A 23,699-nucleotide genomic window follows, 5' to 3' on the forward strand; every position below is an offset into this window, starting at 1 on the left:
CCTCCGTGTCCGTGCGCAGCCTAAGTAGTTGTTTATGCCGAAGCGTTTTCTACAAAAATTTATTCCTCATCCTGAGAAACTTAAGCAAAATAAAGCATTAGCCGTGCTTGGCTCTCAGATCTATGAGGCAGAGTTATGGCACCTGACCAGACGGTCCGTTGCTAAGGCATTTTTAAACGGCTTATTTTGGGCAGCTTTACCCATGCCATTTCAAATGGTGGCCGCGGCCCTGCTTGCCATTCCTCTAAGGGCAAATATCCCCTTATCTATCGCTTTAGTATGGGTCACCAACCCACTGACAATGCCAATCGTCTTCTACGCAAACTACCGCGTAGGTAAATGGATCACCGGTGCCGGCATCGATTCAGACTTCCACCTATCTGTAGAATGGATCTGGATGCAGATGGAACACATTTGGCTACCACTGTATGTTGGCTCTATTGTTTCCGGTCTAGCCCTGGGTTTGGCTTCTTATTGCACAGTGCTTATTCTGTGGCGTATGCACGTCATCAAGCGCTGGAAAGAGCGAAAAAAGCGCTAACATAATCATTAGCGCCCTTTCTCTTTTAACTTACTCGCCTAACGCAATACTATTTAACGTCTTTTGACTCAATCGGTATGCTCGATCCATCCATGTAAGCATTTTCTCATCGTGGGTTACGATCAAGAACGCCATCTGCTTTTCGTGCTTCAACTTAACAATTAATTGTTGAATATCTTTAGACGTTGTTTCATCTAGATTACCTGTAGGCTCATCCATCAGCACGCAGACAGGATCGTTTGCCAAGGCTCTAGCAATTGCCACCCGCTGGCGCTCGCCACCAGACAACTGAGCTGGACGGTGCTGCGCCCTATCTGTTAATCCAACATCCGCCAACAAACCAAGAGCCTTTTGCTGCGCCTTAGCGTTCGACACCCCCGCAATAAGCTGAGGCATCATGACATTCTCAAGCGCGGAAAACTCTGGCAACAAATGATGAAACTGATACACGAAACCAACAGTGGAGTTCCGCAGCTTGGACCGCTTAGCATCCTTCATAGACAGCCAATCTTGACCATCAATTTCGACCTTGCCACTTGAAGATCGATCTAAGCCTGCTAATAAATTTAACAAGGTGGTTTTGCCAGAGCCGGAGCTACCAACTATGGCAACGGCTTCCGAGGTATGCAGCTCGAAATTAATATCGTCAAATACAACAATGTCTTTTTTGCCATCACGATAGGTTTTAGAAAGTCCTCGACTCACTAATACTGGATTACTCATAACGTAGCGCCTCCGCTGGCTCGACTTTGGACGCACGCCACGCTGGATAAAGTGTTGCGAGAACCGTCATTACAAACGCACAGCCCACAATGAACCGAACATCACTCCATTCCAATTGGGACGGCAAGTAACTGATAAAATACACATCACCACTCAAAAACTGTATGCCAAGCAACTGTTCAATCCAGGCAATGACATCACTAACGTTTAACGCAGCCGTCACCCCTAAAACCAAACCAATTAAAGTCCCTAATAATCCGATAAAGATTCCTTGCACGACAAACACCGCCATGACCTGACTAGAGGTTAAGCCCATGGTACGAAGAATGGCAATATCAGTCCGCTTATCCGTCACAACCATCACAAGCGTAGAGACAATATTAAATGCAGCCACGGCCACAATCAGCAGCAGCAATAAGCCAATCATGGTTTTTTCCATCTTGATAGCTTGGAATAAATTACCGTGGGTACGCGTCCAGTCACTGACTTTATTTTGACCTGGAACGGCTCTAGCGATGTCCCAAATCAAATCAGGCGCTTTGAACAGATCATCAAATGAGATGCGTAGGGCTTCCACATCATCTTGATCGTAGCGCTTCAGTCGAGCCGCATCCTGTATGTTTATATAGGCAAAACTACTGTCTAATTCCGCTCCCACTTTAAACGTCCCCACTAGAGTAAAACGCTTTAAAGTTGGAGTAATTCCAGCAATCGAAACATTGGCTTTGGGTAGCAAAGCGGTAACTTTATCCCCCATTCGCACGCCTAGCATGCGGGCCAACTGCTCCCCCAAAACAATACCGAACTCCCCTGAACGAAGATCCTCCAAAGAACCACTCGTCATGTGATTTGAGATAATCGACACCTTGTTTTCCAGATCCGGCTGCACCCCATTTAACAAGGCCCCATGAACTCCTCTTGCGGACTGGAACATCACTTGTGCCTGAATATGAGGCGCCACAGCTTTCACCCCAGGCATCTCTGACACCTGATCGACCGTCTCTCGCCAATCAACCAAGGTAGGATTACCCCACAAGGTCGCATGTGGCACCATCCCTAAAATACGCTCACGTAATTCTCGATCAAACCCGTTCATTACAGATAACACTGTAATTAAAACGGCCACACCTAAAGCTATACCTGCAATCGAAGAAAAACTGATAAAAGAAATGAAATGATTTGCCCGCTTCGCCCTAGCGTAACGTAAGCCTATTTTTACGGGTAGTAGATTCATACTCTCTCTTGTTCCTAAAGCAAAAGAAGGGGCCTAAGCCCCTTCTATAAAACAACTTACATTAGGCATCAAAATCGATGCCAATGCGTCGACCTACATCCTCGTAGGCCTCAATCACTCCACCAAGACCTTGGCGGAAGCGATCTTTGTCTAATTTTTCTTTGGTTTGGGCATCCCAAAGACGACAACCATCGGGGGAGAACTCATCACCAAGGAGCACTTCTCCGTTGAACAAGCCGAATTCTAGCTTGTAGTCCACCAAAGTCATGCCACCTTCTGCAAACAAAGCTTTTAGAACATCATTGACTTTGTAGGTCAGCTCTTTTGCTTTGGCCAGATGCGCAGGATCAGCCCAACCGAACGATTCAACGTGAGATTCGTTGATCATAGGATCACCTAAGGCATCGTTTTTAAGGAATAGTTCAAAGGTTGGTGGATTTAGTTCCAAACCTTCTTCAACACCTAGACGACGACATAAACTGCCTGCTGCGACGTTACGCACAACACACTCAATTGGCATCATGTCTAAACGCTTAACAAGAGACTCGTTGTCGCTTAGCAATGCTTCAAAATGTGTTGGGATACCAGCTTCTTGAAGCTTAGTCATGATAAAAGCGTTGAACTTGTTGTTCACCATGCCTTTACGATCCAATTGCTCCACTTTTTTACCATCAAAAGCAGACGTATCATCACGAAACACGAGAACCATTTTATCAGGGTCATCGGTACGAAATACCGATTTTGCCTTACCTGCATATAGCTCTTGTCGTTTTTCCATTGGAGGGTCTCCGGTTAGTACTGTAAGGGGAAAATTATTACTCGAACATTGAAAGTATTCGATATGAAACCAAACGAGGAAATTCAACAGCCGATGTATCGACTTTCAAGAAGTAACCTTCTTGCTGTTTTATAACCTGATATGGGTATGTACGATGGGTCCATTCCACATCATCTAGGTCACGTCGGTACACGTTGAACAACTTCATCTCTTTTGTTGTGCCATCCTGATCACGCATAGGGACGGTTAAAGGAACCACATCACCAACACGGGGCACTTCATCTGAAGGGATCATGGAAAGACTTTTAACACCAGCGTCATCTTCTACTACATAGAAATCCATTTGGGCTGATACAAAGTTGTCTACGGTAGCAGGGTCAAAATTCTTACCTAAGAAGTAAGCATACTCGCCTCTCTGGTTGACCCAAACTGTCGAGCGCGTCAGATCATCTCGACCTTGATCCGAAAGCAATACACTGTCTTCACTGATCTTTTTAGCAACATGATACCATGAGTTCAGAGCCATAGATGTAGGCGCCTGATCATCATTAAGCTCAGCAACTGTTTGTTCACCATCTTTGTGTACCAGTACCTGAAATGCGACATCAGTACCGTTACCTGTTTCAGAAAAGGATGCTTTATATTGATACTTTTCAGGATATAGACGGGTGATAGAAGACCATGTACGGGCCCAGAACCCCTGCTTCTCAAGCTGAATAGGTTTGCTGATTAAAACATCACCCTCGTCAGTCTCGATGGTTTCAGGCTCTTCCTCGGTCGCTAATGTCGCTAAGTAACTCTTAAATAGCGCCTTAGTTCGATTGATGTCTGTGGGAACCGTCATGGTTGCCTGATCCCCTAGCAAGGAGAATGACACATCAGCTAGAGGTTGATACAAGAATGGAGCCCTAGGTGCTTCAAATTCGCCAGAGGCCTCTAAGTCTGCCACATTAGACTCATTAGGAATAACTAAACGGTCTTTAACTGGCTCTGCACCTTCAGGTACAACTAAAGTCTTTTCATTTGACTCTGCGGTTTGATAGTCCAAACCATGATCTTTCACGACACTGGAACAACCTGCTAACACTAAAGCAGAGCAAACAGTGGTCATTACAAATAATTTATTCATGAGTTAGTCCTTAACTCCAGCGTTTTTTAAAGCATCTAGTACACGGGCATGATATTCAGGGGAAAGTTCTGTTAGCGGCAAACGTATGCTTTGCTCACAAAGCCCCATCTTTGCAGCCGCCCACTTCACTGGAATTGGATTTGGTTCAACAAATAGATCTTTATGCAACGGAGAAATCTTAGCATCAATCTCTCGTGCAGCTTCCGCATCACCCTGCAATGCCAGCTCAGCTACTTTTGCCACTTGTTGTGGCGCAATGTTTGCTGTAACTGAGATATTCCCCTTGCCACCCAATAGCATTAAGCCAAGTGCCGTTGGATCATCACCGGAATACACGGCAAATTCAGCGGGTGTTGACTCGATTAACTCTTTTGCCCGAGCCAAGTCACCTGTGGCGTCTTTGATACCAACAATATTAGGAAGTTCAGCTAAACGGATTACCGTTGCGTTAAGCATGTCACAGGCCGTACGACCAGGAACATTATAAAGAATCTGTGGAATGTCAACGGCCTCAGAAATGGCTTTAAAATGTTGATACAAACCCTCTTGGGTTGGACGATTGTAATAAGGAACCACTAAGAGACATGCATCAGCGCCCGCTTCTTTAGCTCGCTGAGTTAGATCAATCGCTTCGTGGGTGGAGTTTGCCCCTGTGCCAGCGATAACGGGCACACGCCCATTGACCTTTTCTACTACCTGACGAATAACATCCGCATGTTCATCATAAGTTAACGTTGCGGATTCACCGGTTGTACCAACCGCGACGATGCCATGGGTGCCAGCCGAAATATGGAACTCGACAAGCTCATCTAGCTTTTGCTTATCAATAGTTCCGTCCAGCTTCATTGGGGTGATAAGCGCGACTAGGCTTCCAGTGATCATTCTTGAATCTCCACATTCATTTAAGCGTGCATATACTACCGCTCACGCTTACCCTATACAACACGACAACAGCCTTAGAATGGAATATTTAGGTTAGTTTACAGATCCAGTAAACTAACACCTTCGTAAATGAATTAGTCTTACTAAAAGTTGAACAATGACACCTGAATGGAGATCACTATGAGCCTTAAGATTGGCGACCAAGCACCAGACTTTGAGTCAAAAGATCAAAACGGTGAAGCCATAAAATTAAGCGACTACCGAGGCAAAAAAATTGTCTTGTATTTCTACCCAAAGGATTCTACACCCGGCTGTACCGCCCAAGCTTGCAACCTGAGGGATAACATAGATCATCTAACTAACGCTGGATACGTAATCCTTGGCATCAGCCCAGACTCAGAAAAGCGCCATCAAAACTTCATCAACAAATACGAACTTCCATTTACCCTCATCTCAGATGAAGACAAGAGCGTTCACGAATTATATGGCACATGGCAGCTTAAAAAGTTCATGGGCAAAGAGTACATGGGAACGGTACGCACCACTTTTATCATTGATGAAGAAGGTAAAATCCAAGACATCATAACAAAAGTCAAAACCAAAGAGCACGCAGCACAGATACTCTAAAACGAAAAAGCCCAGCTGGACCAAGCTGGGCATTTAGGCAAAATCAAATTACTTATCAGCATTTTGTAATAATGGCGGCTCCACATGAGCCCTAGGCCAAGCGTTGATAATCGCTTTCACCAAGGTGGCAAGCGGAATAGCGAAAAACACACCCCAAAACCCCCAAACCCCACCAAAAAACAACACAGCCACAATGATTGCGACAGGATGCAGGTTTACCGCCTCAGAAAATAACAGTGGCACCAGGACATTACCGTCCAAAGCCTGAACCACCACGTATGCTACAAAGACATACCAAAACTCATTAGAACTACCGAACTGATAAAAAGCCACTAAGACCACAGGAATGGTCACTGCTGCCGCACCAATATATGGGATCAGCACAGACAAACCAACCAGAAGTGCAAGCAACGCGGAGTAGCGCAAATCAAAGAACCAAAATACCAGGAAGGAAACAACCCCCACCACCAACATCTCAATGACTTTGCCACGTATATAGTTAGCGATTTGATCATTCATTTCATGGGAAATATTACGAATCATTTTACGCTCTTTTGGCAACCAAGAAGTCATGTAAGCAATGATGCTTTCTTGATCCTTTAATAAAAAGAACATCACCAAAGGCACCAACACCAGATACAGAGCCAAAGAAAACACGGAAGGAATGCTAGAAAGCGAATACGTTACCAGCCATTGTCCCGCACTCCCCAATTCAGCCGCCAACAAATTGACCACTTCATCAACAGCAGCCTGACTCACATAAGCAGAATGCTCAGCGCTCAAAGATTGGACAAAAACCTGAAAATCCCCAAACATGCGCGGCAAATCGTTAACAAAACGAACAGCTTGCTTCCAGATGATCGGCACCATTATGCCAATAAAAGCACCGCAGGCCGTAACAAAGGCTATAAAAACTACCGTGACACTAAGGTTGTGGGACAAGCCAATGCTTTTAAGAAAATTAATAAGCCCCTGCAACAAAAAAGCCAAAACCACGGCAATAAACACAGGTGCTAAAACGCCCCCCCATAGAGCAACGACACCCAACACAAACACCAACAAAAGGATAAAAATCACAACTTCTTCGTTGGACAAGTAACGCTTTAAAAGGTTATCTACAACACGAAACATTTATCATTCACCCTTTCTTACCACAAAATAGAACCCGGAATCATCGGTTTCCCCCGTATCTACCAAGCTCATCCCAACCATTTCAAGGTAATGGGGAATATCTTTCTTTGAGCCCTCATCTGTCGCGAAGACACACACACATTCGCCAACAGTCATTTTAGCAAGAGCAAGTTTCATTTTGAGGAGCGGCATAGGACAACGCTCTTCTCTTGCATCAACGATTACGTCATACTCATTTACATCAGACATAGTTTATTCCGATAGTTTACCCAGGTCAGTATGAGACATTTTTTTTTGAAAATCAGCAAGCTACTCATAGGGATAATATTTTTCAGCTCTCCCCTAACCGTAGCCAACACCTTACCCGATTTCGCCAACAATCAAGATGAAAGAGCCCTATCTAATCCTGGATATATTCTAGGTCAATACTGGTTTAGACAACTGAGCGGCAGCTCTGGACTCATAGAATTCCCCCCTGCTTACCAATACTTGCAGGATGCCATGTCCCGGCTAGTTCCCAACACCGACTTATACAACAAAACCATAGACATCGGTTTGCTAAACAGTTCCCAAAGCAACGCTTTTGTTATCCCTGGGAACCACCTTTTTATTTACTCAGACATTATGCGCATTATCACTGATGAAGCGGCATTTTTAGGATTACTTGCTCATGAGATCGCCCACCTTGAACTAAATCACTATGAGCGAACCCTTGAATCCCAGCGCAATGAACAAAACAAAACCCTCATGATGTTACTGGCGGGGATTGCTGCGGCATCCGCCGGCAATGGTGAAGCCACCTCTGCACTTTGGCTAGGTGGAATCGCCAACCAGCAGGAAAACTATCTAAGACACTCACGAGCACAAGAACAAGAAGCCGATAGACGCGGCAGAGAGCTGCTTCTAGCATCAGGGCTCCCTGTTTATGGAATGGCTCACTTATTGGGCGCATTGCAGCGCCAATCTCTAGGCTCCAATCGCATTGAATTTTTATCGACCCATCCGCTTCCGCAAACACGGGTTAGCGATACGCTAACCGCCGATCCAGAGGACTCCATAGTATTTGAGCCCTCTTCAAATGAATTTCAATATTTTCGCGCAACCCTTATTGCGTATCGGGCGGCCATTGAAGGCAATCAATACTCTAATTTCATTGCTCGTCATGTCACCAACAGAGATCAGCAACACTTTGCCAACGCCTTAGCCGCACTGCTTATTCACCACATCAAGGACGCTGAATCTCATATCAATCAAGTCAACGAGGTCACTCAATTTACTAAATATCTTGAAGGCTTAATTTCATTGGCTAAGAATGACTTAAGCGGACTCAAACAAACAGTTAATGAAAGGCTTCTTTTATCACCTAATGACAGGACCTTTCAGTACCTTTTATCCCAAGCAAATCAAACTGACCAATACCTAAGGACCAGAGATGACGCTCTAGGTTATGAGAAGCGCATGACCTACCGCAACAACATTGCCGTCGCACGTAAGCAAAACAACCATGAGGCAGCACTCTATTACCAAGGATTACTCGACTTCAGCCGCGGCTGGGAATTAGCAGCACTAAATCTTATTAACAGGGCTCTTAGGACTGCAGAACCCCCTCTAAAACAAGAAATCGAGCGAAGCAAACAGCACCTTGAGCGAATTAGAGAGGCACAGAAACAGCAGGATATTAGATAATAAAAAAGCAGCCAGAGGCTGCTTTTTTTTGTAGATCCGAGGGTTGTTAGGACTTTTTAAAATCCAACATTCGCTGCAAAGGCTTCAATGCATCCACACGAACACTTTCATCCACATGAATCTCATCGGTCCCATCGCGCAAAGCATTTCTTAGAAGCTCAAGGGAATTCAACGCCATCCAAGGACAATGAGCACAACTACGGCAAGTGGCCCCAGAACCAGCTGTAGGCGCCTCCACAAAACGCTTACCAGGAGAGGCCTGTTTCATCTTGTAAAAAATGCCGCGATCTGTGGCAACAATGAAAGTCTCATTCTCAAGGGTTTGTGATGCTTTTAGCAACTGAGAAGTTGAACCCACCACATCCGCTATTTCTACCACTGACTGTGGAGATTCAGGATGAACAAGAACAGCGGCATCTGGGTAGATGGCTTTAAGATCTAGGATCCCTTTTGCTTTAAACTCTTCATGAACAATGCAAGCACCGTCCCAAAGAAGTACATCCGCACCCGTTTGAGTCTGAACATATCGCCCTAAATGCTGATCAGGAGCCCAGATGATTTTTTCGCCCTGATCTGATAAATGCTGAACAACATCCAATGCAATGGCTGACGTCACAACCCAATCCGCTCTAGCTTTTACCGCTGCGGACGTATTAGCGTACACAACCACGGTTCGATCCGGGTGCGCATCGCAAAATTTTGCAAATTCATCCGCAGGGCAACCGATATCCAAAGAACAGGTTGCCTCAAGCGTTGGCATAAGGACAGTTTTCTCTGGGCTTAAAATTTTGGAGGTTTCCCCCATAAACTTAACGCCAGCCACAACCAGTGTCTCAGCTGGGTGCTCTGCACCAAAGCGCGCCATCTCAAGGGAGTCAGCTATGACACCACCCGTTTCTTCCGCCAATTCTTGTATGGCATCCTCGGTGTAATAGTGCGCCACCAATACGGCATTTTTGGCTTTAAGTAAGGCTTTGATTTCGTCACGTAGGGCTTGGTTATCCACCACAGGCTTTTTAAGTGACTCTTCGGCTTCGGATAAGTATTTTTGAACGGTATCTCGTAGCGCTACTTTATCGACTAATTCTGACATTGAGTAACCCCTTGGACTGGGCTGTTACAGATGTGATGGTGGGTCGTACTGGATTCGAACCAGTGACCAATTGATTAAAAGTCAACTGCTCTACCAACTGAGCTAACGACCCATCACAAGAAAAGAAGAGTTGGTGGGTCGTACTGGATTCGAACCAGTGACCAATTGATTAAAAGTCAACTGCTCTACCAACTGAGCTAACGACCCAACGGGCGCGTATACTACAGCAGCTGACGCAGAAAACAAGTAATTATTTCATATTATTCAAATAATTAGTGGAAAGCTTCGCAGCATTAGAATCACCATATTGGTTAATCACTTGCTGCAGGTATTCTTTAGCTAACGCTTGGTTACCCATTTGATCGTTAACAATGCCCAGTTTATAAACCGCATCCGGCACTTTCGCATGACCAGCAAACTCGTCTACAACTTTTTTAAATTCTACTAAAGCAATACCTTGATCACCCAATACTAGAGCCAACTCACCCAACCAATAATGGCCATTACCGGTAAGCTGATTATTAGGGTAATCCATCACAAACTTATTGAAAGCATCTCGAGCTGACTCGAAGTTTCTGTTTTTAATAAGCTCATAAGCAGCCTGATAGGCCTGTTTCGCCTCATCACTGGCTGGTGATAATTCTGCAGGGCGAACCGCTGCAGTGGGAAGTGCTGAAGTAACACCAGCAGAAGACACAGATGTGCTAGACTGAGGTACAGGCGCACTCGTCTCAGGGACCGCTTGGCGCTGTGTAATAGCATTAGAAATACGTCTATCAAGATCAATATAGCGATCTTTCTGTAGCGCTTTCATTTTATTTATTTCATGTTGTTGCTCTTCAACTTTCCCACGAAGTTGTGATACTTCGTATTGTAAATTCTCAAGCTGATATAACAGATCCGCAGCAACACTTGCAGAAATTCCGCGATTTTCTTGATCCGCAGCCATTGCGATTGGTGCTGACAATGTCAGCACCAATGCAACGGAGCTCATCGTGAGTCGATTACTCATTACTCGTAACGAACCTCAACACGACGGTTTAGCTGCCAAGAATCATCATCATGGCCGAAAGAAACTGGCACTTCTTCACCAAAGCTCACAGTTTCGATCTGAGAAGCAGCAACACCTTGAATAGTTAGGTAGCGTAACACTGCTTTCGCACGACGCTCACCCAATGCCATGTTGTACTCGCGAGTACCACGCTCATCTGCGTGACCTTCTAGCACAATGCGCGCATCTGGGTTGTTAATTAGAAATTCAGCGTGCTTAGCAAGCGCTTCGCGAGCAGCTGGTCGTACAATTGACTTATCGAAGTCAAAGTAGAACACAGTTGCAACACCTTCTAGAGGATCTACGTCTTGCATGTCAGCAGCCATGGCTGCGTCATCTTCAACGATTACGCTAGATACACCACCGTTTTCGCCTGCACCGTAAGTAGCATCGTCAGATTCAGCCATAGTGTCGGCTGCTTCAGTACCAGTGCCTTCCTCTGCCATTGCAGCGTTATCAGATTCTGTAGCAGTTGTACTACAGCCAGCCAACCAAGCTGCTGACAGACCCACTACAGCGAACTTACCCAGTTTACTTACACTCATTGTTAGCTCCTTAAAGTGTGCTATTTAAAATACGGAGACCAAGCAGGCTCACGTACATCTCCGTCTGCCGATGGTAACCTATATTTAACAAGCCCATCAACGGAAACAACTGCCAAAATTCCTTTTCTATTCTCAGTAGTTGCGTACATTACCATGCTGCCATTTGGCGCAATACTTGGTGATTCATCAAGATAGGTTTCGGTTAAAACTTGCACCCGTCCAGTTTTCATATCCTGAAGTGCGATATGATAGTTACCGTCATTTTTCTGTACGGTCACTAAATAACGTCCGTCAGGCGTGATACGTGCGCGGGTATTTAATTCCCCTTCAAACGTTACTCGCTCAACGTCCTTGCTATTTACGTCTAGTCGATAAATCTGTGGATTGCCACCTCGATCAGACGTAAAAATAATACCCTTGCCATCGGGCTCCCAGCTTGGCTCCGTATCAATCGAGTAATGATTAGTCATACGTTCAAGCTTTTTGGTAGCGATATCAAGTGTGTAAATTTCTGGATTATTATCTTTGGACAATACCAGTGCTAATTTTTTACCATCCGGTGACCATGCCGGAGCACCATTTAACCCTCTAAACTGAGCCAATTGCTGCTGGCGACCTGTGGCAAGCTCTTGAATAAAGATATTAGGACGGCGATTTCTAAACATCACATAGGCGATGTAGCGCCCATCAGCACTCCAAGATGGGGATAAGATAGGCTCTTTTGACGACGCAACCACCTGAGGTCGATAACCATCCGCATCAGCAACCTGCAATTTGAATGTTGGAGCAGCTTTGTCACCTTCTGCAGTCACATACAAAATTCGAGTACTGAAAGCACCGCGAATACCTGTCAACTGCTCATAAACCTTATCACTTATGTAGTGAGCCGCATCACGAAAATTACTAGGTCGAACATCCAGGGCTTCTTTATTACCTACACGCTTTTGAGTTAAAACATTCACCAACTCATAGGCAACCCGATAAGTACCCCCTTCATTTGGGGTAACACTACCAACAATGACATAATCTGCCTTGAGTAAACGCCAATCCCGATAGGAGATGTCTTGGGAAGATGAAGGCAGACTCAGCATATTTTGACGCGGTATGGATTCAAACACACCACTTCGCTTTAAATCACTTTCCACGATCCCAGCAATATCTTCGGACAATGGGGTTGAACCAGTATAGCCAAATGGCACTACCGCGATAGGAAGAAGCTGATCAGCACCACTGGTGATCTCAATAACCAACTGGGCCCGCGCAGGCAAAGAAAACGCCATCACACAAGCCAAAATAACTGAAAATAAAACTTTGGTTTTCATCAATTTCTCAAATCTTGGGGGTTAAACAACAACTCAATCTGCCTGAAGTTACGTTCAAAGATCGCGTAATCAATATCCGCTAATTCTTCAACACGCCCCATTCGGCTGACCGCATCCTTAGCACGCTGGTCAAACAACGCATCACCACTTCCCTCTACCACATCAACACTTGCCACTTCACCATTTGGTAAAAAACCAATACGTAACTTAGTGGTCATGCCATTACGTGCGCTTGGGGGGCGAATCCAACCCGAAGCAATTCTATCCATAATCAAACTACTGATTGATTGAACGGCTTGACCTTCTTCAATGGCCCTTTGCCTTGCTTCTTCTTCCGCTATAGCCTTCTGAACTTCGGCTTCCGCCTGCTTACGTCGCGCTTCTTCAACAGCCTTACGCTCCGCTTCTCGCTGGCGAGCCAACTCTTCCGCCCGCTCTTGCTCTCGACGCTTGCGCTCTGCTTCCGCTTTACGCTGACGCTCAGCTTCTGCTTGCTTCTTACGCTCCGCCTCTTGTTCAGCTTTACGTTGCTCAGCAAGCTTACGCTCTTGTTCGGCCTTACGCGCACGCTCTTGTTCCGCTTCTTTGCGCTTAATGGCCGCCTGACGATCTGCTTCTGCCTTGCGCTCAGCTGCCTCTTTTCGCTCTTGGGCTGCTCTTGCTGCTTGACGCTGTTTTTCAATCGCCTGACGCTCAGCTTGCTGTCTAGCCGCCTCTTGGGCTTTACGTTTTGCCTCTTCAGCAGCTTTTGCAGCAGCGATCTCAGACTGACGTTTTTCAGCTTCTCGCTTACCTATGATGGTATCAGCCACATCCACTACCGTGGCATTAACAATAGGCGGACGCTTCGGGGCTGGCGGCGTATTATCGCCAAATGCCATAGCGACAACACCGGCCCCTAAAACGACCACATGAAGACCAACCGCCAGAACAACAGGTAGCGAATAACTTTCCTTATCAGTCCACTTCATGAACTATTCGGGCTCCGTTACTAAACCTACGTTGGGCGCCCCTGCCCCCTGTAGAGCCACCATCAAACCTACGACATCACCGTAGGGCACATTTTTGTCACCTCGAACCAAAATTGGTAACCGTGGATTCTGGGCTAGCACCTTTGTCACTTGGGACTTTAATTGTTCTAGGGAGACGGAAGACTGCTCACCCCCTAAATCAACATAATAATTCCCATCCTTATCTACGGAAGCAATCAGCACATCGGATTCATCGTTTTGCATCGGCGCCGCATTAGCATTGGGCAATTCCACATCCACCCCTTGGGTGAGCATGGGAGCAGTAATCATAAAGATAACCAGCAACACCAACATAACATCGATATAAGGGACGACGTTTATTTCTGCAACGGGCTTACGGCGCTTGATACGATTTCTCAAAGCCATAATTAATTTCCTTCGCGAGCATGCACTTTGCGGTGCAAGACACTGCTGAATTCGTTAGCAAAGTTTTCATAGCTAGAAGCAAGGGATTCCGCGTTAGCAGAAAAGCGGTTATAAGCCACAACTGCTGGAATGGCTGCCGCCAAACCAATGGCCGTAGCAATAAGTGCTTCGGCAATACCTGGAGCGACGGTTGCTAAGGTAGCCTGTTGCACTTCTGCTAAACCAATAAAGGAATGCATAATCCCCCACACAGTACCAAACAAGCCAACGTAAGGACTGATAGAGCCTACAGTTGCCAAGAAAGGCAAATGCGCATCTAACTTTTCTTCTTCACGATATAAGGCAACACGCATAGCACGCTCTACACCTTCCATCACCGCATCGGGATCAACTCCCTGATGCTGACGTAGACGAGTAAACTCTTTGATACCCGCAGTAAAGATATTCTCCATCCCCTCTACTTTACGACCTTCCGTCGTAAGCATCCGGTATAATTTACTTAGGTCAATCCCTGACCAGAACTGATCTTCAAACTGACGTCTTACGGTTTTCGCCTTTTTAAGAACACGAATCCGCTGAAAAATAACAATCCAAGAAAATACTGAAGCCAACAACAAAGTTAGCATTACAAGTTGCACGACAATACTCGCGCTGGCAATCAAGCCCCATATGGACATTTGTATTCCTCTATTCTAAATCTTGAGGGAGTTGATAATTAAAGTGTTCATAGGCACGCTTAGTCACTTGACGTCCCCGTGGCGTACGAATCACAAAACCTTGCTGAATCAAAAAGGGCTCGATCACATCTTCGATGGTATCTTTGTCTTCGCCCACCGCTGCGGCAATACTGTCTAACCCTACAGGCCTGCCATCGAACTTTTCTATCATAGTCAATAACATACGTCGATCCAAGTGGTCAAACCCTTGGTTATCTACACTTAACATATCTAGTGCGCGCTGGGCAACTTTCTGACCGACAATGCTATCACCACCCACTTGAGCCACATCACGGACACGGCGCAACAATCGATTGGCAATCCGCGGCGTACCTCTAGAACGACGAGCCACTTCGAAGCAACCCTCATCATCTAGATCGATGCCAAGCTTTTGTGAAGAACGACGTACGATTGTAGTGAGAGATTGGACATCATAAAACTCCAAACGTTGCACTATTCCGAAACGATCGCGTAAAGGTGACGTAAGTAAGCCCGCACGGGTCGTCGCACCCACTAAAGTGAAGGGAGGAATCTCTATTTTTATGGATCTAGCTGCCGGCCCTTCTCCGATCATAATATCGATCTGATAGTCTTCCATGGCAGGATAAAGCACCTCCTCAATGGCTGGACTTAAGCGATGAATTTCATCAATAAAAAGCACATCACCTTCTTCTAGATTCGTCAGCAGAGCCGCCAAATCTCCTGCTCTTTCCAAGACCGGGCCAGAAGTGGTTTTTATCTCCGCCCCCATTTCATTTGCAATGATGTTAGCAAGGGTTGTTTTACCCAAGCCTGGAGGACCAAATATTAAGGAATGATCTAAAGGCTCCCCCCGCTGCCGAGCCGCTTGAATAAAAATATCCATCTGCTCTTTAACAACAGGCTGTCCAATATACTCCTGCAACGATTGGGGGCGTATCGCCCGATCAACCTGTCCTTCAGTACCCTTAATTTGAGGAGAGATTATACGGTCATGCTCTATCATATTTGTTTTATCTCAACGTACTCTTTAATGCCGCTTTAATTAGAGACTCACTGTCGGAGTCATCTTTAGGCAACTTAGCAATCACCCGTGCGGCTTCTTGTGGCTTATAGCCTAACGCCACCAAGGCTGACTCTGCTTCCTGCCTAGGATCTGTTGTCACCTGCTGCACCACAGCCTTCGTAGTAAACAAGTCTTGTTTTGCCGCGGCACCAAGTTTATCACGTAACTCCACAACCAAACGCTCGGCAGTCTTCTTACCCACACCCGGTATTTTAGTTAATGAGGTGATTTGGGACTCCTGGACAGCTTCAATGAGCTCAGACGGAGACATACTAGATAATATGGCCAAAGCCATTTTAGGCCCCACACCATTGACCTTAATAAGGATGCGAAACAATGCTCGTTCATCCTTTGTGACGAAGCCATACAAGGATTGAGCATCTTCCTTAACTTGAAAGTGCGTATGCAAGGTGACCTGCTGACCAATGGGAGGCAATTCATAAATAGTACTCATGGAGGCCGTCACCTCGTAGCCTATACCAGCCACATCGACCAACAATTCAGGAGGGGACTTCTCAACCAGCACCCCAACAATTCGACCTATCATTTTAAGCTTTCCTTAAATCAGATTGCTGCCAACGCTTTGACGTTCGTCCGGCGCGTTTACCAACACCATATTCCAAACCATCCGAAGTCCGGGTATTTGAATGACATAGGGCAATAGCTAAGGCATCCGCCGCATCAGCCTGGGGCGTTGATTCCAAAGACATTAGCAATTGAACCATTGCCTGAACCTGTGACTTATCAGCATTACCATTACCCACGACAGACTGCTTCACGCGCCGTGCGGCATATTCAAAAACAGGCAAATCAGCCATAGCCGCCGCCACGATCGCTGCGCCACGGGCTTGCCCAAGCTTTAACGCAGAATTGGCATTTTTTGCCAAGAACACTTCTTCAATGGCAAATTCCTTTGGTGAAAACTCCTCAATCACTTGGGAGACACACTCAAAAATGCGCTTTAAACGGATGGGCAAATTTTCATCAGGAAGACGAATGCAGCCACTGCTCACATAACGTGCCTTGCCATTTATTACATCAATAACACCAAACCCCGTCACCCGAGAACCTGGGTCAATCGCCAATATACGTGTAGAAGCCACAGCCTAACCACTTAACCATTAAGATACTGTATATTTCACCAGCCCCAGTAATGCAATGCAATCCTAGATACAAAAAAGGGCCACATATGCGGCCCTTTTTTTTATAAACTTACGCTAAATCACTCAACAACTGGCTTACGAACACGAATGCTCAGCTCTTTAAGTTGTTTATCGCTGACTTCGCCAGGCGCTTGAGTCAACAGACAAGTAGCACTTTGCGTTTTAGGGAAGGCAATCACATCACGAATCGATGCAGACCCCGTCATTAGCATAACCAAGCGATCCAAGCCAAATGCCAAACCACCATGTGGCGGCGCACCAAACTTCAACGCATCCAGCAAGAAACCAAATTTCTCTTCTTGCTCTTCTTCAGAGATATTCAGCAATTTAAACACTGCTTGCTGCATTTCTGCTTGGTGAATACGGATAGAGCCACCACCTAGCTCGGTTCCATTTAGAACCATGTCATAGGCCTGAGAAAGAGCTGTCAGCGGGTTTGCCTGAAGCTCTTCTGGAGAACAAGACGGCGCAGTGAATGGGTGATGGATAGCTGTAATGCCACCGTCAGATGTTTCTTCAAACATTGGGAAGTCAACTACCCAAAGCGGCGCCCACTCACAGGTATATAGGTCAAGATCAGCACCTAGCTTACAACGCAACGCACCTAGCGCTTCGTTAACAACACTAGTTTGGTCAGCACCAAAGAAGATTAAATCACCATCTTGCGCTTCCACACGATCAAGCAAAGCTTGACGCACTTCTACAGGCAAGAATTTAACAATTGGAGACTGTAACCCTTCTTCCAGATCAGACTTATTGTTTACTTTAATATAAGCCAGACCTTTCGCACCGTAGATACCTACAAACTTAGTGTACTCGTCAATCTGCTTACGAGTTAAGGCATTGCCACCTGGCACCTTCAATGCTGCAACACGACCTTTAGGATCAGACGCAGGACCAGAGAAGACTTTAAAGTCAACTTCTGTCATTAAGTCAGACACTGTCTCAATAGTCAGTGGAATACGCAAATCTGGCTTATCAGAACCGTATTTTTCCATTGCTTCAGAGAAAGGCATGCGCGGGAAGGTACCCAAATCCACATCTTTCAACTCTTTAAACAAATTCGTAATCATACCCTCGGTTAGGGTCATGATGTCTTCTTGACCTAGGAAAGAGGTCTCCAAGTCAATCTGAGTGAATTCAGGCTGACGATCTGCACGCAAGTCTTCGTCACGGAAACATTTTGCAATTTGGTAGTAACGATCAAAGCCAGACACCATCAACAACTGCTTAAACAACTGTGGCGATTGAGGCAAGGCAAAGAAGCTACCTTGGTGAGTACGGCTAGGCACCAAGTAGTCACGTGCACCCTCTGGGGTTGCGCGGGTCAAAATAGGCGTTTCAATGTCTAAGAAACCATTTTCGTCTAGGTAACGACGCAATACAGACGTTACTTTTGAACGGAAACGTAGTTTCTGTTGAATTTCTGGACGACGCAAATCGATGAAACGATTCTTCAGACGAATGTCTTCACCTACTGTTTGGTGGTCGTCTAGCTGGAATGGAGGCGTTGCCGCTCGGTTTAGGATTTCTAGCTCGTGACCCAAAACCTCAATCTCACCTGTGGTCATATTTGGGTTAACTGTCCCTTCTGGACGAGCACGAACAACACCCTTAATCTGAACCACAAATTCACTACGGCAGCTGTCTGCTAGGGCAAAGCTGTCGGCACGATCTGGATCAAATACCACTTGAGTCAAACCTTCACGATCGCGAAGATCCAAGAAAATAACACCACCATGGTCGCGGCGACGGTGTACCCAGCCGCTAAGAGTGACTTCTTCTGAAATGTTTTTTGCTGTTAACTCGCCGCAATAATGGCTGCGCATAATTTGTATCCTATTACCGTCTCATCTTGAGCGTTAATGTTGTTCTGAGTTCTCGTTGCCGAGCCTTTAAGCTCACTTTTTAGACAACCAAAACCTCTTAAGTCTTTCAAAGGCCAAGCATTATATGCCAAGCGTCAAGGACTCTCTAGGGTGTGACCTAAATTTCTAATCTTGGGGCAGGAATATTCGGGTAATTTCGACAATTTGATCGACTCCACGACTTTTCATCTGCAGCTCATCACCCTCTTCTTTATGAAGCAACGACTGACCGAGAGGTGTTTGCGGCGTGACCAGCAATACATATTGATCATCACAAATGAACTCTCCTCCACCACAACGGGCAGAGAGAATTACGATTCGACTCCAACCGTCATCACGCTCTAGCTGCATTACAGAACCGACAACAACTTCTTGTGTCTTTGCAAAAGACAGTTTGTGAAAATAGGCAAGGTCCGCTTCACACTCAGCCACCCGCACCGATTGCCCATGGGCAAGGTATGAATTCTCCAAACCAAAGGTATCCCACTTGGTCTCCGCTACACTCTCACGGTCGGTAGCAGCACTTCGGGCTTGGTCTGCTGCGTCTTTAGACACCCTTACCCGTTTCACGCCATATTCAATTAAAGCCTGATGCAGATTCTTTAAAAACATTTTCTTCACAAACAAAAAAGCCACTGAAATTCAGTGGCTTTTTATACACGATTTAACGCTTATTTACAGGCGAACTGTCGACAAAATTTGTTCGGCAACATCTTCTACATTACCTTCTGTCAGTTCAATATCAGCGATACCTGCATCCGCCACCACAACTACAACACCTGTCTGTTTCAGTAACTCGGCTTCGCCAACTGTCGCATCAAGCTTGGCCAAGGCCACGACACCGCGACGCAACAATGAACGCTCAAGTTGCTGCGCATCTACCTTAGAACCAGTAGCCAAAGCCACTACTGCAGGTTTCTGACCCAAACGCCCTGCACGCTCTTCAGCCGTAACAACCGTATCCGCATCAAGATCACCAACCGTCTCTTCTACCATACCAGCACCAACAGTGACGTTTGATAGACGATCAATCACAATCAGCGCACCCGTTAATGGGCTCGACTGGTAGTTATCAAATGCCACTGGCGCGTCAAAGCTAATGACACAGTCCGCAATAACGTTAAGCTCAACTTGATCAACTTCGGTCTTTTCAAGCGTGTTAACGTCAACACGATAGTTAACGTGATGCACTTTACCTGGAACCGTTTGCGTGCCCAGCTTAAAGTTATAAAGCTTACCTGGCACCAACGGCTGTTCAGACATCCAAACAACAGACGCTCGTAAGTTAGCACTGATCTCAGGCTCTTCACCTGGGTGCACAATCATATCGCCACGGCTGATATCGATTTCATCTTCCAGGGTAATGGTGACCGCTTGGCCTTTTTTAGCCACTTCAAGGTTGCCGTCATAAGTAACGATCTCAGCTACTTTAGACTTCTTACCTGAAGGCAATGCCACGATCTCATCACCAGGCTTCACCTGACCCGCTGCGATAGTGCCAGCGAAACCACGGAAGTCTAGGTTCGGACGGTTAACGTATTGCACAGGGAAGCGGAACGCATCGCTCTTCACGTCACGATTAATCTGTACCGATTCCAGAATCTCCATCAGAGGGCCACCCTGATACCAAGGCGTTTGCTCTGAAGCATTTACTACGTTGTCGCCTTTGAGGGCAGACATAGGTACAAAATGAACATCCTCAGGCTTACGGTTACCCAACTGCTCAATAAATTCTAGGTAGTCTGATCGAATCTCGTTGAATTTGTCTTCTGAGAAATCCACCAAATCCATTTTATTAACAGCAACCACTACATGCTTAATCCCTAACAAAGAGGCAATGTAGCTGTGTCGACGTGTCTGGGTTTGTACACCGTAGCGAGCATCAATCAAGATGATCGCAAGATCACAAGACGATGCACCGGTAGCCATGTTACGAGTGTATTGCTCGTGCCCAGGAGTATCCGCAATGATGAACTTACGCTTCTCAGTTGAGAAGTAACGGTAAGCCACATCAATCGTAATGCCCTGCTCACGCTCTGCTTGAAGACCATCAACAAGTAACGCCAAGTCAACTTCTTCACCTTGGGTGCCAGACTTTTTACTGTCTCGTTTTACGGCATCTAAATGATCTTCATAAATCAACTTAGAGTCATGTAATAAACGACCGATTAATGTACTTTTACCATCATCTACGTTGCCACAAGTAAGAAGGCGAAGCAGATCTTTTTCTTCATGCTGTTTTAGGTAGCCAAGGATATCTTGACTGATCAATTCTGATTGATGAGACATTCTTAAAACTCCTAGCCCTAGAAATAACCTTGCTTCTTCTTCTCTTCCATCGAACCCGCAGAATCGTGGTCGATGACACGGCCTTGACGCTCTGAACTTTTAGTCAAAAGCATCTCTTGAATGATTTCAGGTAAAGTGTCCGCTTCGGACTCAACCGCACCTGTCAGTGGGTAACATCCAAGGGTACGGAAACGCACTGATTTCATTTCAGGCACTTCACCTTCTTTCAAAGGCATACGCTCATCATCCACCATGATTTGAACGCCATCACGCTCAACCACAGGACGTTTAGCAGCAAAGTAAAGAGGAACAATTGGAATGCTCTCTAGGTAGATGTATTGCCAGATATCCAACTCAGTCCAGTTAGAAAGAGGGAATACGCGAATACTTTCGCCTTTATTCACTTTACCGTTGTAAATATTCCACAATTCTGGACGTTGATTTTTTGGGTCCCAGCGATGTTGCTTATCACGGAAAGAGTAAACACGCTCTTTCGCGCGGGATTTTTCTTCGTCACGACGGGCGCCACCAAAGGCTGCATCGAAGCCGTATTTATCAAGCGCCTGTTTCAAGCCTTGGGTTTTCATCACATCGGTGTGCACAGCACTACCGTGAGTGAATGGACCAATACCTTGTGCAAGGCCGTCAGGATTCTGGTGCACTAATAGATCAAGACCAAGATTCGCGACCAGCTCATCACGGAACTTAATCATTTCCTTGAACTTCCAACCAGTGTCCACATGTAGTAGCGGAAATGGTGGCTTACCTGGGTAGAAGGCCTTCATAGCAAGATGCAGCATCACCGCTGAATCTTTACCAATAGAATACAACATCACCGGGTTATCAAACTCGGCGGCCACTTCACGAATAATGTGAATACTCTCAGCTTCTAGCTGTTTAAGGTGAGTCAGTCTTGCCTCTGTAACTGTCATAGTATCTCGTCTCGAAAATTTTAAGGCTTCGGCATTTCGCTTACTATAACATGCCGGAAAGTTATAAAAACCATAGCACATAGACTTTCATGGCATATGGATATTAAAAAAGGCTCATAACGAGCCTTCTTAAATAGAATTCATTTTTAACCCAATTCAATGACCATTAGGTAAGTTGCGCATCACCAACCCCAACGCCAACTGCTCTGGCTGAACAGGCAAAGGAATTCTCACCTTATGACCAGATCCCGGTGCTACCGCCATCGTCTGCCCTTTCAAGTTCTCCATCACCTCAATCTGATATAGCATGCTGCCTTTAGGAGTAATCAACTCAATAGAGTCCCCCACTTTGAAGCGGTTTTTCACCTCTATTGTTAGCCATCCGTTGTGCCAATCCAGCATCTCTCCCACAAATTGCTGACGATCTGAAATAGAGTTTCCGTATTGGTAGTTTTGGTACTGATCGTGCACATGACGGCGGTAAAAGCCCTCTGTATAACCCCGGTTAGCCAGACCTTCCAACTTATCCATCAATGACATATCAAATGGCTGACCATGAATCGCATCATCAATGGCCTGACGATAAAGCTGAGCAGTACGGGCTGCATAAAAATGGGACTTGGTGCGCCCCTCAATTTTTAATGAATGCACACCCAATTCGATCAACTTTTCAACATGCTGAATCGCACGAAGGTCACGGCTGTTCATGATGTAGGTACCATGTTCATCCTCAAAGGCGGGCATAAACTCACCTTCACGACCTTGTTCACGAAGCAACACTACATCATCAAAAGGCTTACCCTCACCTAACGTTGGTGCAATAAAGTCTGACGGATCAAAGCTTTGCACACCTTTAAGATGACTACCGTCTGCAGGGACAATGTCTCCATTCTCATCCTGCACTGCTGATTTCACATCGTATTGCCAACGACAAGAATTGGTACATGTGCCTTGGTTTGGGTCCCTACGATTAAAATACCCAGACAACAAACAGCGCCCTGAGTAAGCAATGCACAAAGACCCATGAACGAAAGTCTCGATCTCCATTTCTGGCACCATCTGACGAATTTCACCCACTTCATCTAAGGACAACTCCCGAGACAAAATCACGCGCTCTAGGCCAAAGTTATGCCAAAACTTAACCGTCGCCCAATTCACCGCATTTGCTTGCACTGAAAGATGGATTGGCATATCCGGCCATTTCTCTTTAATCAGCATCATCAACCCAGGATCAGACATAATAAGGGCATCCGGCCCCATCTCCACGACAGGCTCCATATCTTTTATAAAGGTTTTAATCTTTGCATTGTGAGGAGCAATATTGGTCGCAACATAGAGCTTCTTACCCATGCCATGAGCCTCCTCAATTCCTTGAGCAAGGTTTGCCATGGTGAAGTCATTGTTGCGCACACGTAAGCTGTAGCGGGGTTGGCCTGCGTATACCGCATCCGCTCCGTATGCATAGGCATAACGCATGTTTTTTAACGTGCCCGCAGGAGAAAGCAATTCAGTCATAATCAATCTTTATACAAGTTAGAAATGCCGCG

General features: G+C 45.8%; 25 protein-coding genes and 2 tRNA genes. 3 read left to right on the forward strand and 24 right to left on the reverse strand.

Annotated elements, in window-relative coordinates; translation table 11 throughout:
• The first annotated feature begins 34 nt into the window (after positions 1–34).
• Positions 35–541, forward strand: a complete 507-nt coding sequence (locus ACZ5DR_RS15410; protein ID WP_377367846.1) for a DUF2062 domain-containing protein — start codon at positions 35–37, stop codon at positions 539–541.
• 30 nt (positions 542–571) lie between these two features.
• On the opposite strand, the gene ACZ5DR_RS15415 is transcribed toward ACZ5DR_RS15410, so the two are convergent.
• The 5 genes from ACZ5DR_RS15415 to dapA form a co-directional block, all read right to left on the reverse strand.
• On the reverse strand, positions 572–1,264 hold the full coding sequence (locus tag ACZ5DR_RS15415; RefSeq protein ID WP_377367844.1) for an ABC transporter ATP-binding protein: 693 nt from the start codon (positions 1,262–1,264) through the stop codon (positions 572–574).
• Positions 1,257–2,498: a lipoprotein-releasing ABC transporter permease subunit gene (locus ACZ5DR_RS15420; RefSeq protein ID WP_377367842.1), complete on the reverse strand. Its 1,242-nt coding sequence runs from the start codon at positions 2,496–2,498 to the stop codon at positions 1,257–1,259. Before ACZ5DR_RS15420 ends, ACZ5DR_RS15415 begins: the two co-directional genes overlap by 8 nt.
• A gap of 61 nt (positions 2,499–2,559) precedes the next feature.
• The gene (gene purC, locus ACZ5DR_RS15425) at positions 2,560–3,276 is read right to left on the reverse strand and encodes a phosphoribosylaminoimidazolesuccinocarboxamide synthase (RefSeq protein ID WP_377367840.1); all 717 of its coding nucleotides are present in this window, start codon (positions 3,274–3,276) and stop codon (positions 2,560–2,562) included.
• 37 nt (positions 3,277–3,313) lie between these two features.
• Positions 3,314–4,405, reverse strand: a complete 1,092-nt coding sequence (locus ACZ5DR_RS15430; RefSeq protein ID WP_377367838.1) for a hypothetical protein — start codon at positions 4,403–4,405, stop codon at positions 3,314–3,316.
• Between the two features lie 3 nt (positions 4,406–4,408).
• Positions 4,409–5,287 carry a 4-hydroxy-tetrahydrodipicolinate synthase gene (dapA, locus tag ACZ5DR_RS15435; RefSeq protein WP_377367836.1) on the reverse strand — a complete coding sequence of 293 codons (879 nt, stop codon included), beginning with the start codon at positions 5,285–5,287 and terminating at the stop codon, positions 4,409–4,411.
• Positions 5,288–5,467: 180 nt separating this feature from the next.
• On the opposite strand from dapA, the gene bcp reads away from it, so the two are divergent.
• A complete protein-coding gene (bcp, locus tag ACZ5DR_RS15440; protein WP_377367834.1) occupies positions 5,468–5,914 on the forward strand; it encodes a thioredoxin-dependent thiol peroxidase in 447 nt (148 codons plus the stop codon).
• A 48-nt stretch (positions 5,915–5,962) separates the two neighbouring features.
• Here the strand turns inward: bcp and ACZ5DR_RS15445 are convergent, their stop codons facing one another.
• Together ACZ5DR_RS15445 and ACZ5DR_RS15450 are read right to left on the reverse strand one after the other, a co-directional pair.
• Positions 5,963–7,045 carry an AI-2E family transporter gene (locus tag ACZ5DR_RS15445; protein WP_377367832.1) on the reverse strand — a complete coding sequence of 361 codons (1,083 nt, stop codon included), beginning with the start codon at positions 7,043–7,045 and terminating at the stop codon, positions 5,963–5,965.
• 3 nt (positions 7,046–7,048) lie between these two features.
• Positions 7,049–7,294: a sulfurtransferase TusA family protein gene (locus ACZ5DR_RS15450; protein WP_377367830.1), complete on the reverse strand. Its 246-nt coding sequence runs from the start codon at positions 7,292–7,294 to the stop codon at positions 7,049–7,051.
• 45 nt (positions 7,295–7,339) lie between these two features.
• Between ACZ5DR_RS15450 and ACZ5DR_RS15455 the strand changes: the two genes are divergently transcribed.
• Entirely contained in the window at positions 7,340–8,731 is a 1,392-nt protein-coding gene (locus ACZ5DR_RS15455) for a M48 family metallopeptidase (RefSeq protein WP_464543759.1), read from the forward strand.
• A gap of 46 nt (positions 8,732–8,777) precedes the next feature.
• Here the strand turns inward: ACZ5DR_RS15455 and nadA are convergent, their stop codons facing one another.
• The 17 genes from nadA to trhP all read right to left on the reverse strand — a co-directional run bounded on the left by nadA (position 8,778) and on the right by trhP (position 23,667).
• On the reverse strand, positions 8,778–9,824 hold the full coding sequence (nadA, locus tag ACZ5DR_RS15460) for a quinolinate synthase NadA (protein WP_377367826.1): 1,047 nt from the start codon (positions 9,822–9,824) through the stop codon (positions 8,778–8,780).
• 36 nt (positions 9,825–9,860) lie between these two features.
• Positions 9,861–9,936, reverse strand: a tRNA-Lys gene (locus ACZ5DR_RS15465).
• Positions 9,937–9,955: 19 nt separating this feature from the next.
• Positions 9,956–10,031, reverse strand: a tRNA-Lys gene (locus ACZ5DR_RS15470).
• A 43-nt stretch (positions 10,032–10,074) separates the two neighbouring features.
• The gene (gene ybgF, locus ACZ5DR_RS15475; RefSeq protein ID WP_377367824.1) at positions 10,075–10,836 is read right to left on the reverse strand and encodes a tol-pal system protein YbgF; all 762 of its coding nucleotides are present in this window, start codon (positions 10,834–10,836) and stop codon (positions 10,075–10,077) included.
• Complete coding sequence (gene pal / locus ACZ5DR_RS15480) at positions 10,836–11,420, reverse strand: peptidoglycan-associated lipoprotein Pal (protein ID WP_377367822.1); 585 nt, start codon at positions 11,418–11,420, stop codon at positions 10,836–10,838. Before pal ends, ybgF begins: the two co-directional genes overlap by 1 nt.
• A gap of 20 nt (positions 11,421–11,440) precedes the next feature.
• Positions 11,441–12,742 carry a Tol-Pal system beta propeller repeat protein TolB gene (tolB, locus tag ACZ5DR_RS15485; RefSeq protein ID WP_377367820.1) on the reverse strand — a complete coding sequence of 434 codons (1,302 nt, stop codon included), beginning with the start codon at positions 12,740–12,742 and terminating at the stop codon, positions 11,441–11,443.
• On the reverse strand, positions 12,742–13,713 hold the full coding sequence (gene tolA / locus ACZ5DR_RS15490) for a cell envelope integrity protein TolA (protein WP_377367818.1): 972 nt from the start codon (positions 13,711–13,713) through the stop codon (positions 12,742–12,744). The genes tolB and tolA overlap by 1 nt, the downstream gene beginning before the upstream one ends.
• Positions 13,714–13,716: 3 nt before the next feature.
• Positions 13,717–14,139, reverse strand: a complete 423-nt coding sequence (tolR, locus tag ACZ5DR_RS15495) for a protein TolR (RefSeq protein WP_377367816.1) — start codon at positions 14,137–14,139, stop codon at positions 13,717–13,719.
• Between the two features lie 2 nt (positions 14,140–14,141).
• Positions 14,142–14,816: a protein TolQ gene (gene tolQ / locus ACZ5DR_RS15500; protein ID WP_377367814.1), complete on the reverse strand. Its 675-nt coding sequence runs from the start codon at positions 14,814–14,816 to the stop codon at positions 14,142–14,144.
• A 10-nt stretch (positions 14,817–14,826) separates the two neighbouring features.
• Positions 14,827–15,840 (reverse strand): Holliday junction branch migration DNA helicase RuvB, encoded by a 1,014-nt coding sequence (gene ruvB / locus ACZ5DR_RS15505; RefSeq protein WP_377367812.1) that lies wholly within the window; start codon positions 15,838–15,840, stop codon positions 14,827–14,829.
• 7 nt (positions 15,841–15,847) lie between these two features.
• Complete coding sequence (gene ruvA, locus ACZ5DR_RS15510) at positions 15,848–16,447, reverse strand: Holliday junction branch migration protein RuvA (protein ID WP_377367810.1); 600 nt, start codon at positions 16,445–16,447, stop codon at positions 15,848–15,850.
• A 1-nt stretch (position 16,448) separates the two neighbouring features.
• Positions 16,449–17,003 (reverse strand): crossover junction endodeoxyribonuclease RuvC, encoded by a 555-nt coding sequence (gene ruvC, locus ACZ5DR_RS15515; protein WP_377367808.1) that lies wholly within the window; start codon positions 17,001–17,003, stop codon positions 16,449–16,451.
• Positions 17,004–17,122: 119 nt separating this feature from the next.
• Complete coding sequence (gene aspS, locus ACZ5DR_RS15520) at positions 17,123–18,892, reverse strand: aspartate--tRNA ligase (RefSeq protein ID WP_377367806.1); 1,770 nt, start codon at positions 18,890–18,892, stop codon at positions 17,123–17,125.
• Positions 18,893–19,057: 165 nt separating this feature from the next.
• Positions 19,058–19,543 carry a hypothetical protein gene (locus ACZ5DR_RS15525; RefSeq protein WP_377367804.1) on the reverse strand — a complete coding sequence of 162 codons (486 nt, stop codon included), beginning with the start codon at positions 19,541–19,543 and terminating at the stop codon, positions 19,058–19,060.
• A gap of 63 nt (positions 19,544–19,606) precedes the next feature.
• Positions 19,607–21,220, reverse strand: coding sequence for a sulfate adenylyltransferase subunit CysN (gene cysN, locus ACZ5DR_RS15530; protein ID WP_377367802.1), 1,614 nt, complete (start codon positions 21,218–21,220; stop codon positions 19,607–19,609).
• A gap of 17 nt (positions 21,221–21,237) precedes the next feature.
• Positions 21,238–22,152, reverse strand: a complete 915-nt coding sequence (cysD, locus tag ACZ5DR_RS15535) for a sulfate adenylyltransferase subunit CysD (RefSeq protein WP_464543760.1) — start codon at positions 22,150–22,152, stop codon at positions 21,238–21,240.
• A gap of 156 nt (positions 22,153–22,308) precedes the next feature.
• The gene (gene trhP / locus ACZ5DR_RS15540; protein WP_377367798.1) at positions 22,309–23,667 is read right to left on the reverse strand and encodes a prephenate-dependent tRNA uridine(34) hydroxylase TrhP; all 1,359 of its coding nucleotides are present in this window, start codon (positions 23,665–23,667) and stop codon (positions 22,309–22,311) included.
• Positions 23,668–23,699: the final 32 nt, after the last annotated feature.

The organism is Marinomonas vaga (assembly GCF_055388305.1).

What these genes read in the sequence shown, in the direction of transcription:
- ACZ5DR_RS15445 (WP_377367832.1), bottom strand. Translation starts at nt 7,045, where the DNA reads ATGTTTCGTGTTGTAGATAACCTTTTAAAGCGTTACTTGTCCAACGAA.
- ACZ5DR_RS15410 (WP_377367846.1), top strand. Translation starts at nt 35, where the DNA reads ATGCCGAAGCGTTTTCTACAAAAATTTATTCCTCATCCTGAGAAACTT.
- nadA (WP_377367826.1), bottom strand. Translation starts at nt 9,824, where the DNA reads ATGTCAGAATTAGTCGATAAAGTAGCGCTACGAGATACCGTTCAAAAA.
- tolQ (WP_377367814.1), bottom strand. Translation starts at nt 14,816, where the DNA reads ATGTCCATATGGGGCTTGATTGCCAGCGCGAGTATTGTCGTGCAACTT.
- aspS (WP_377367806.1), bottom strand. Translation starts at nt 18,892, where the DNA reads ATGCGCAGCCATTATTGCGGCGAGTTAACAGCAAAAAACATTTCAGAA.
- ybgF (WP_377367824.1), bottom strand. Translation starts at nt 10,836, where the DNA reads ATGAGTAATCGACTCACGATGAGCTCCGTTGCATTGGTGCTGACATTG.
- cysD (WP_464543760.1), bottom strand. Translation starts at nt 22,152, where the DNA reads ATGACAGTTACAGAGGCAAGACTGACTCACCTTAAACAGCTAGAAGCT.
- ACZ5DR_RS15420 (WP_377367842.1), bottom strand. Translation starts at nt 2,498, where the DNA reads ATGAATCTACTACCCGTAAAAATAGGCTTACGTTACGCTAGGGCGAAG.
- bcp (WP_377367834.1), top strand. Translation starts at nt 5,468, where the DNA reads ATGAGCCTTAAGATTGGCGACCAAGCACCAGACTTTGAGTCAAAAGAT.
- purC (WP_377367840.1), bottom strand. Translation starts at nt 3,276, where the DNA reads ATGGAAAAACGACAAGAGCTATATGCAGGTAAGGCAAAATCGGTATTT.
- ACZ5DR_RS15415 (WP_377367844.1), bottom strand. Translation starts at nt 1,264, where the DNA reads ATGAGTAATCCAGTATTAGTGAGTCGAGGACTTTCTAAAACCTATCGT.
- ACZ5DR_RS15430 (WP_377367838.1), bottom strand. Translation starts at nt 4,405, where the DNA reads ATGAATAAATTATTTGTAATGACCACTGTTTGCTCTGCTTTAGTGTTA.
- ACZ5DR_RS15450 (WP_377367830.1), bottom strand. Translation starts at nt 7,294, where the DNA reads ATGTCTGATGTAAATGAGTATGACGTAATCGTTGATGCAAGAGAAGAG.
- tolR (WP_377367816.1), bottom strand. Translation starts at nt 14,139, where the DNA reads ATGGCTTTGAGAAATCGTATCAAGCGCCGTAAGCCCGTTGCAGAAATA.
- trhP (WP_377367798.1), bottom strand. Translation starts at nt 23,667, where the DNA reads ATGACTGAATTGCTTTCTCCTGCGGGCACGTTAAAAAACATGCGTTAT.
- tolB (WP_377367820.1), bottom strand. Translation starts at nt 12,742, where the DNA reads ATGAAAACCAAAGTTTTATTTTCAGTTATTTTGGCTTGTGTGATGGCG.
- ruvA (WP_377367810.1), bottom strand. Translation starts at nt 16,447, where the DNA reads ATGATAGGTCGAATTGTTGGGGTGCTGGTTGAGAAGTCCCCTCCTGAA.
- ACZ5DR_RS15525 (WP_377367804.1), bottom strand. Translation starts at nt 19,543, where the DNA reads ATGTTTTTAAAGAATCTGCATCAGGCTTTAATTGAATATGGCGTGAAA.
- tolA (WP_377367818.1), bottom strand. Translation starts at nt 13,713, where the DNA reads ATGAAGTGGACTGATAAGGAAAGTTATTCGCTACCTGTTGTTCTGGCG.
- ruvB (WP_377367812.1), bottom strand. Translation starts at nt 15,840, where the DNA reads ATGATAGAGCATGACCGTATAATCTCTCCTCAAATTAAGGGTACTGAA.
- pal (WP_377367822.1), bottom strand. Translation starts at nt 11,420, where the DNA reads ATGAGTGTAAGTAAACTGGGTAAGTTCGCTGTAGTGGGTCTGTCAGCA.
- cysN (WP_377367802.1), bottom strand. Translation starts at nt 21,220, where the DNA reads ATGTCTCATCAATCAGAATTGATCAGTCAAGATATCCTTGGCTACCTA.
- dapA (WP_377367836.1), bottom strand. Translation starts at nt 5,287, where the DNA reads ATGATCACTGGAAGCCTAGTCGCGCTTATCACCCCAATGAAGCTGGAC.